Source organism: Falsiroseomonas oryzae (genome assembly GCF_027856955.1).
In the GTDB taxonomy this organism is placed as follows: domain Bacteria; phylum Pseudomonadota; class Alphaproteobacteria; order Acetobacterales; family Acetobacteraceae; genus Falsiroseomonas; species Falsiroseomonas oryzae.
In genome coordinates this window covers 60,172-68,014 of record NZ_JAPSMD010000003.1, presented here as the reverse complement: position 1 = coordinate 68,014, position 7,843 = coordinate 60,172, and the positions used below count along the sequence as shown (strand labels likewise).

At 70.4% G+C, this 7,843-nt stretch carries 5 protein-coding genes; all 5 read right to left on the bottom strand.

Features of this window, described 5'->3' with window-relative positions; translation table 11 throughout:
• A partial coding sequence (locus OZN99_RS01105; protein WP_270933314.1) for a DUF2955 domain-containing protein occupies positions 1-504 on the bottom strand: 504 nt, incomplete at its 3' end.
• Entirely contained in the window at positions 494-1,525 is a 1,032-nt protein-coding gene (locus OZN99_RS01100) for an HlyD family secretion protein (RefSeq protein ID WP_270933313.1), read from the bottom strand. The genes OZN99_RS01105 and OZN99_RS01100, both read right to left, overlap by 11 nt.
• A 139-nt stretch (positions 1,526-1,664) precedes the next feature.
• A complete protein-coding gene (locus OZN99_RS01095) occupies positions 1,665-3,365 on the bottom strand; it encodes an aspartate:alanine exchanger family transporter (protein ID WP_270933312.1) in 1,701 nt (566 codons plus the stop codon).
• Between the two features lie 13 nt (positions 3,366-3,378).
• Positions 3,379-6,135, bottom strand: coding sequence for an ornithine decarboxylase (locus OZN99_RS01090; protein WP_270933311.1), 2,757 nt, complete (start codon positions 6,133-6,135; stop codon positions 3,379-3,381).
• A gap of 166 nt (positions 6,136-6,301) precedes the next feature.
• Complete coding sequence (locus OZN99_RS01085; protein WP_270933310.1) at positions 6,302-7,813, bottom strand: patatin-like phospholipase family protein; 1,512 nt, start codon at positions 7,811-7,813, stop codon at positions 6,302-6,304.
• Between the last annotated feature and the right edge of the window lie 30 nt (positions 7,814-7,843).

Here is a 7,843-nt window from a genome sequence, read left to right as displayed (position 1 = left end):
GGGCGCGCTGACCGGCGGTTCGAGCAGGCGCGGCCTGGCCGCGGCGCCGCGCGGCGGCAGCAACAGGCCGGCCAGCGCCACCGCAACCGAGGCGGAGAGGACGTTACCTGCGCACCAGCGCGCCGCGTCCTCCGCCAGTGCCGGCGCGCGGATCATCGCATCGGGGATGATCGCGCAAAGGACGAGGAAGATCAGGCCGATCGGCGCCAGCCGCTCATTCGCGCAGAGTCGGAAGGCCGCGGCGAAGATGGCGAACAGGACGATGCACAGCACTACCGGCATACCATGTAGCGCCTGCAGGGCGAAGCCCGCCATGAAGGCGGCGACCCAGGCGATAACGGGCAGCGCGGCGAGCACGGGCAGCGGCGGCGGTGCGCCCGCGGAAAGCGTGCCGGCCACCAGCGGCGCGATGAAGGTGAGCTGGATTTCGGCCGCCTCGGCGATCACGAAGGCGCCGCTGAAGCCGAGCGCGATCCGCAGCGCCTCCCGCGCATCAGAAGGCATAGTTCGCCGTCGCCACGACACGCAGCCACAGCCGCGCAAGCGCCGCGACGGGGCCGGCGTCCTGCGTGATAACGATAACGTTCGCCCGGGAGCCGACGCGGAAGGCCGGGATGTCGTCGCGGCTGAGCAGCTCGATCCTCACGGGGATGCGCTGGGTGTCGCGCAGCCAGCGCCGCCGCTCCGGCACGCGGGCGAGGCCGGGCTGCGCGCCGCCGATCTCCTGCGTCACGCCCGCCGCGATGCTCTCGACGCGGCCGGTAACGATGCGCCCCGGCGCGACGTTGAAGGTGATCTCGGCGCGGTCGCCGGGGCGGATGTTGCCGAGCGCGTTCTCCGGCAGGTTGGCGACCACCCAGGCGCTTTCCGTGTCAATGATTGTCGCGATGGTGCGGCCCGCGTTGGCGAACTGGCCGGGGGCAAGCACCGTGTTGGTCAGGAAGCCGTCCACCGGCGCGCGCACCTCGGTCGAGGCCAGGTCGATCCGCGCGCGCTGGAGCTGCGCGAGCGCCGCGCGGATCTGCGGGTTGTCGGCCCCGCCAGGTCCAAGGCGGCGGCGCGCTTCCTCGAGATCCGCCTCGGCACGTTGCACGGAGGCCTGGGCGGAGGCGAGCTGCGCGCGGGCGCGGTCGGCCTGGGCTTCCGCATAGACCCGCCGCTCGACGAGCTGCATGACGCGCGCCGACTGCTCGCGCGTGTTGACCAGGTTCGCGCGCGCCTCCAGCACCTGCGCCTCGGCGGCCGAGAGCGCAGCCGTGCTGGCGCCGACGCTCTGGCTGGCACTGGCGAGGTTCGCCTCCGCCTGCTCGACCGCCGCGGCGAAACGGCTCCGGTCTAGGTGGAACAGCACGTCGCCCGCGCGCACCGGCTGGTTGTCGCGCACCGCGACGTCCACGATGTCGCCCGAGACCTCCGGCGCCAAGCCGACCACGGGCGCCTGCAGCGTCGCCTCCGAGGTGTAGGGCGCGACGCGGTCGAGCAGCACGTGCAGCGCGAGCACCAGGACGAACAGCAGGACCAGCACGAGGCCGATCCCGCGCCCCGACCGCCTGGCGGGAGGAGGCACCGGCGGCCCGGGCGGGGTGGCGGCCGGAGGTGTCCCCTCCTCCGGCGGCCGGGTCCCGGCGCGGCCGGGATCGGTGATGCGCCCTTCGTCCGGCACGTCAGTAGGCGAGGATCATGGCGAAGTAGCCAAACACGGTGAGCAGCACGCCGGAGACCGCGTAGCCCACCGGGAAGCCGATCCAGGGCACGTTGCTCTGGATCGAGACCGCGGCCTCGCGGCAGGGCCCCGAATGGCTGCGCGCGCCCGCCACGCCGCCCATCAGCACGGCGGCGTTCATCCGGAACACGTGGTAGCCGATCGCCCAGACCACGACCGGCGGGATCGAGCAGGCGACGAAGCCGACCACGAAGATCTTGAGCGCCAGCATGCCGGTGAGCTGCGCCAGCAGCGAAGCGCCGGCATTGATGCCGACGATCGCCACGAAGACGACGAGGCCGAGATCCTCCAGCACGTTGCGCGCGGCGCTCGGCGTGTTGCCGAAGAAGCGCAGCCGCGAGGCGACGGAGGAGACGATGACGCCCGCCACCAGCAGCCCGCCCGCGTTGCCGAGGCCGACCGAGGCACCGAAGGCCGGGAACTCGATCAGCCCGATCAGGAAGCCGAGGATCATGCCGGCCGAGAGCGTCAGCAGGTCGGTCGCGGTACTCGGCCGCACGATGCGGCCGAACAAGTTGCCTGCCTGGTCCATCGCGCCGCGCAGCCCGACGACCGAGAGCACGTCCATGCGTTGCAGCTTCGTATTGCGCGCGATCGGAAGCGGATGACCGCCGCGCTCGATGCCGAGGAGCTGGACCTGGTTCGCCGCCTCGCTGTCGCGGAAGCTGACCAGTTCACGCCCGACGACCTCCCTGTTCGTCACCAGGATCTCGGCGCGGTCGAGCGGGATGTCGAGCGCGACGCGGTCAGAGACCTCCGGACCGACCAGGCCCATCTTCTCCGTCAGCGTCTCCCGCGCGCCGCCGAGCGCGATCACGTCACCCGGCCGCAGCACCACATCCGCGCCGGCGCCCACCGCCGCACCGTCCCGCAGTACGTTCAGCACGCGGTACTCCGGGTTCTCCCGCAGCAGCTCGCCGACCGTGCGGCCTGACCATGTCGGGTTCTCGAGCCGGTAGGCGCGCAGCCCTGCTCGTGTCCAGCCGCTCAGCGTCGGCGTGTCGCCGCTGGCGACGCCGTGCTCGGCCTCGTATTCCCGGGCGGCTGCGCGGGCGTCCACGCCCCACCATTGCGGCAGGTATTTGGTGATCAGGATGATGCCGACCGTGCCCCAGATGTAGCTGATGCCATAGGAGAGCGCGATCATCGCGCTGACCTGCTCAGCCGTCGTGCCTGGTGGCAGCGTGATCGCGCCGGCCGCCACCGCCTGCTCGGCCGAGCCGATCGCCGCAGACATGGTCTGCGAGCCGGCGAGGATGCCGCCCGCCGCGCCGACCGGCAGGTCGAAGATGACCGACCCCGCAACGGTGATGCCGAGGCCGAGCACGCAGCTCACCAGCGCGAGGAAGGTGAACTTGATGCCGTCGCCGCCCAGGCTGTTGACGAAGGAAGGCCCGACGCGCAGGCCGACCCCGTACATGAACAGATAGTAGAAGAGGCTCTTGGTGAAGTTGTCGAGCTGCAGCGTGACCCCGAAGGCCGAGGCGGCGACCGCCAGCCCGCAGCCGACGATGATCGCCGCGGCGACCATGCCGAGCCCGTAGCCCGCGATGGACTGCCGGCCTAGCCAGACCGCAAGGCCGACGGTCAGGAACAGCAAGATGTAGGGGTTCTGTGAGAGAAATTCGAAGAAGGCGTGCATGGCGCGGGTCGCCTCACTCGGCCGCCGCGCGCTGCGGCGTCGTGCCGCGCGCGCGGGCCGAGATAGCATCCGGCTTCAGCAGCTTCAGGCCCTTCGCCGATTCGTAGCCGTGGATCTCTTTCACATCGAGCTTGCGCATGAAGTCGATGGTCTCCCGCGTGATGACCTGGCCGGGCACCATGATCGGGAAGCCGGGCGGGTAGGGGATGACGAAGTTGGCGGAGACGAGCTCCGGACCCTCCTTCAGGCGCCTGTCGATCTCCGCGCTGGCGAGCGGGATGTACTCGCACAGCTCGGGCCGGTAGGCGCCGTAGAAGGCACTCCGCATGTCGCCTTCCGTGGTGCGGTCGCCGGCATCGCCGCGGAAGGCGTCGTGGAAGCGGCTGAAGTTCGGCAGGTCGGGCACGTCCGTCATCAAGGACCTGACGCGCTTCGCGAAGGCCTCGCGCTCCGCCTCGCCGCCGCGGGCAAGGCGGTCCTCGATCTTCTGGCTGATCTCCAGCAGCACGCGGATCAGGTGGGCGACGTCGCTGCGGGTGTTGTTGATGTTGGACTGCAGCAGTACCGAGTTGCGCGAGGTCTTGTTGATCTGGATGGAGTAGTCGCTGGCCAGCAGCCCCTTGAACTGCGTGCCGTCGAAGGCCGCCGTGCCGCAGACCAGCGTCATGCGCGTGGGATCGAGGCAGAACTCGTCCTCCCGCAGGCTTCTCAGCGCCGTCGCCCAGGTCGTGTCAGGCGCGAGGTAGTCGTTGAAGCCGCTCGCGCGGTACTCGGCCGGGACCATATCGTCGGCGCCGAGCACGCGGAAGTACTTCGAGATCAGCGGATGGCCGTTCACCTCGGCGCGGATGGCGAGCGCGATCTCGATCGCGTTCATCACCAGCCCGTAGCCCTCCAGCTCCATCTGCCGGCGCGCGACGTCGAGCCCGGCGATGAGCTGCTGGTTCGGGCTGGTGGAAGCGTGGGTGAAGATCGCCTCGTGAAACTGCGCCTCCACCGTCGCGAAGTCCACGTCCTTCACCAACACCATCGAGCCCTGGCGGATCGCCGACATGGATTTGTGCGTCGAGTTGGTCTGGTAAACCCGCAGCCGCACCCTGCGCGGGTCGGGGATCAGCCGCGTCTTCAGCAGCGTCTCTCGCGACGGGCTCTCGCCGAGCTCCGCGCGCTGCTTCTCGTAGGCCGCCACCGAGGCCGGGTCGCGCAGCCAGCGCTGGATGTCGGCCGCCGCCCCCATCGCGGTGCGCGGCCGCAGGAAGGGCGACCAGTGCGCGAAGCCGAACCACGCCTCGTCCCACAGGAAGACGACGTCCGGCTTGATCGCCAGGCACTCCTCCATGACGCGGCGGGTGTTGTACACGTGGCCGTCGAAGGTGCAGTTGGTCAGGTCCACCATCCGCACCCGGTCGAGCCGCCCCTCGTCGCGCAGGTCGAGCAGCGCCTGCTTGATCGTGCGCAGCGGGACGGCGCCGTACATTGAGTAGGCGGTCATCGGATAGGCCTCGACGTAGAGCGGCTGCCCGCCGGCCAGCACCAGGCCATAGTGGTGCGACTTGTGGCAGTTGCGGTCGAGGATGACGATGTCGCCCGGCTGGACCAGCGCCTGGTGCACCATCTTGTTGCTGGTCGAGGTGCCGTTGGTGACGAAGAAGACGTAGTCCGCGCCGAAGGCGCGTGCCGCCAGCTCCTGCGCCTTCTTGATGTTGCCCGTCGGCTCCAGCAGGCTGTCGAGGCCGCCCGTGGTCGCGCTGCTCTCGGCGAGGAACAGGTTGATCCCGTAGAACTCGCCCATGTCGCGTATCCAGTCGGACTTGAACACCGACTTGCCGCGCGCGATGGGTAGGGCGTGGAAGGTGCCGATCGGCCGCTGCGCATAGGTCTTCAGGTTGTCGAAGAACGGCGTCTGGTGCCGGTCGCGCACGCCTTCCAGGATCGCGAGGTGCAACTCCAGTGGCTCCTCCACCTCGTAGAAGATGCGGCGGATGCAGTTCGAACGCGGGTCGCCGGCCAGCTTCTCCACCCGCCGGTCGGACAGCAGGTAGATGTCAAGCTCCGGCCGGATGCGCTTCAGCGCGTCGGCCAGCAGGATCGCCGTCTCCGCCTCGTCGCCAGCGGCGCCGTCATGGCTCTGCAGGATCTGGCGCAGCAGCGGGGCGTCGTGGCGCGACTGGTAGGGAAACCCTTCATAGATCGCGACGGCTGCGATGTCCGGGTTGAGCACGGCGGCGCAGATCGCGTCCTCGAAACTGCCAACCGGCACCGCCTCGTAGGCATAGGGATCCTCCGGACGGCGAAGGCGGCGCATCTCGGCCGAGATCGCCGGCCAGCGCGCGGCCGACACCGGGGAAACCACCAGCAGCTCGAAATAGGGCCGCCGCGCCTGGCCGTGGCCGAGCGTGGGCGGCAGGCGGTCGGCGGGCTCCGGCGCATCCTCAGTGGCCTCCCAAAGCCCGTCGTCGTGCTTGTAGGCACGCGAGATGATTGCCGAGGAGACGCGCCGGACCAGCGCGGCGAAGGCGGCGGCGCCGCCGTCGCCCGCCAGCTTTTCGCGCAGCGCGGCGACGAGCCGGCTGCCCGGATAGGCATGAAATTCCTCGTGCAGCTCCACCTGGCGGAAGGCCGCCTCGACCGCCGTGCGCGCCACCTGGCCGGCCGACCAGCGCTGCGCGACCCCGGCAAGGTCGCGCCAGCGGTCGGCGCGCGCGGCGGGGGTGGAGAAGAAGTGGTCTATGCGAGATCCGTCCGTCGTGGCGGCGTCACGCGTGGCCATGCGCTCTCACTCCCCATCCCTGCTGTCGCACCGGGCGCGCCCTGCCGCGCCCTGCAGCCTCGCCGCCGAAGCTAGGCAGCGGGACCTGGGAGCGCCTATTGGGTGGACTCCCCATGCCCTCGGCCGGCATCACCTACGCCACGGCCGGAATCCACGCGGCGGCACGTCATCGCGCGGATGCGGCGACGCCGCCGCCGGGGCGAGCGCGGCGCGGCGCCGGAGCTGGCCGCGCGGCTGCGGCGGAGGTGTCGGTCGCCATCTCCCGCAGCACCGGGTGCGTCGCAGTCAGGCGCTCTCCCGCTGCGACGAGCTCATCCACGTCATTGCGTGGGATGGTGAGCCCCGTCGGGATGGACTGCATGCGCTGGCGCAGTTCCGGATCCTCGATGCCGGAGAGCGAGACGTGCACCAGTTCGCCCCGCACATCGTCGCAGGGATGGCCGCCGATGATCGCTGCTTCCGCGCAGCGCACCGCGCGGAAGCGACGTACCAGCGCATCTACCTGCGCCTCAGCGAGCGCCAGCGTCTCGAAGTTGTAGGCGTCGATCTGGGTGCCGGAGACCGCCGAGAAGAGCTGCCCAAGCCCGCCGACGCTGCGCTGCTGGCTGAGCGTCGGGTCGGCCGCCGCCTGCCCATCGGCGCTGAGCACGACGATCCGCCGCGTACGGAGCGCGGCGGCGCGGAACAACTCGTTCCCGTCGTCCAGCGTGATGAGGATGTTGAGCAGGCCCCGCAGGGCCAGGTTGTCGGCGATGCCCCCATCCATCAGGTGCACCCAGCGCGTGCGCTCGGAATCCGACAGCCGCTGCGCCACGCGCGCGAGCTGCGCGCGGCGCGACGTCTCGGACCGCGGAGCCGCAAGGTCAGCCTGCGGCGCCACCGGCGGCCGCGCGTCGCCACACTCCCGGGCATGGCTCTGCAGCGTGATCGCCGAGAACAGGACCGGGAAGCCGTTGCTGGCGGCGACCGCGCGCGCCAGCGGATAGGCGGTCATGTCCGAGCAGAGCAGGCCAAACAGCGTCCCCTGGAAGGGAAAGACGAGGCCGGTTCCAATCTCGGTCGCGTTGATCGAGATCAGCGGCGGCCCGCGCCGCGCGAGGTCAGCGAAGGTCGCGCCCCGGAACATCAGCGCGTCGTACACCTCCGCCATCCGGTCGTTGGTGCCGTAGGCGTCGTCCACCATCCAGCGCCAGTTCCACGGGAGCAGGAACATGCCGTAGATGTAGGCCTCAATGTCGCGGTGCAGGAACTCTTCGGGGAAGGTGTCGAAGCTGCGGTCGCGATAGAGCCCGTAATGCGCGGCTGGGAAGCTGCCGCCGGAGACCGAGGCGATGTAGTGGACCTCGCTCAGCATCGGCCGCCCGTTCGTGCCGCCGAGGCCGCGCACCGACACGGTACGCAGACCGCGTAGCACGCCATGGGCGAAGGCCGCCGAACGCTTGCCGCCGCCGGAAAATGCAAGCAGCACCATCAGCTCACTGCCCGTCGTCTCTCGGTGCTGCGGGAAGGAGCCGAAGCCGTAGTTGCGCGCGTAGTCAGGGCGTCCTGCCGCATCGCGCGGAAGCGGCTGGTTCACCGCCGGGACGGCGGACTGGCAGGCGCCGAGCGAGAGCGCGGCCGTCAGGGCGATGGCCGCGACCCGCAGCGGGGTGCGCCAGTGCGCGTGGCGGAGCGACATGTGATGGTCTCCCTTCCGGCTCGGAGCTTG

Bases quoted from the DNA above. Each gene is read 5' to 3' on its own strand.
- OZN99_RS01095 (WP_270933312.1), bottom strand. From the start codon at position 3,365: ATGCACGCCTTCTTCGAATTTCTCTCACAGAACCCCTACATCTTGCTG.
- OZN99_RS01090 (WP_270933311.1), bottom strand. From the start codon at position 6,135: ATGGCCACGCGTGACGCCGCCACGACGGACGGATCTCGCATAGACCAC.
- OZN99_RS01085 (WP_270933310.1), bottom strand. From the start codon at position 7,813: ATGTCGCTCCGCCACGCGCACTGGCGCACCCCGCTGCGGGTCGCGGCC.